At 42.2% G+C, this 609-nt stretch carries 1 protein-coding gene; it reads right to left on the bottom strand.

Translation table 11 applies throughout. The annotated features are described in order from the left end of the window. Positions 1–349: 349 nt before the first annotated feature. Positions 350–609 (bottom strand): hypothetical protein (locus Q2M23_RS43785; protein ID WP_316399554.1); only part of this gene is annotated, 260 nt, incomplete at its 5' end.

The raw sequence follows: 609 nt of genomic DNA, 5'->3' as shown, positions 1-609 counted from the left end.
ACTCTGTCACGCTGACTAAGCATCCCTTAGCGAAAAAACCTACATTAAAATGGTATTAAAAGCGCATTTAATGCGGGCATGTATCCTAAATTTTTCCAACATTTATTTCAAATTAAATTGGAACAAATTAATGGCATTTTATACCCATTACAAGTGCAATATAAGTTGCACTTCGCCAGAGTACTAAATGTGCAATAGCCAGGCACAAAAAATGCAGTTTAAGCAGCACTTATAGGATACTAAAAGTGTGCTTTTAAGTGTGCGTAGCAAAATGCAACACATTTTTGATGCATATTGATGCTGCTAATTACATTTTAAGTAGCATTACACATGCAAGTAAAATCATGCTTTAAGTGTCATACCCAAATGCTACCTTCTTTTTTTTTTGCTTGCTAGTGCCAGCTGAGCAGGAATGCAAAATACCAGAAATTTTGACCACCTGGGGATCCTTAACGTGCACCAGGAATGGCCGACACACAGTGCCGTACGCAGTGTTTACCTCCAGCACATTGCCGCCGTCCTCAGCCGGATTTGAACCCGCGGCCTTCGGCACAGCAGTCCAGCACATTACCACTGCACCCCCGAGAACGGCAAGGCCGGAATCTTGCT

This window comes from Bradyrhizobium sp. 33ap4 (assembly GCF_032654765.1).
GTDB classification, from domain to species: domain Bacteria; phylum Pseudomonadota; class Alphaproteobacteria; order Rhizobiales; family Xanthobacteraceae; genus Bradyrhizobium; species Bradyrhizobium australafricanum.
This window is presented reverse-complemented; position numbering and strand designations above follow the sequence as displayed.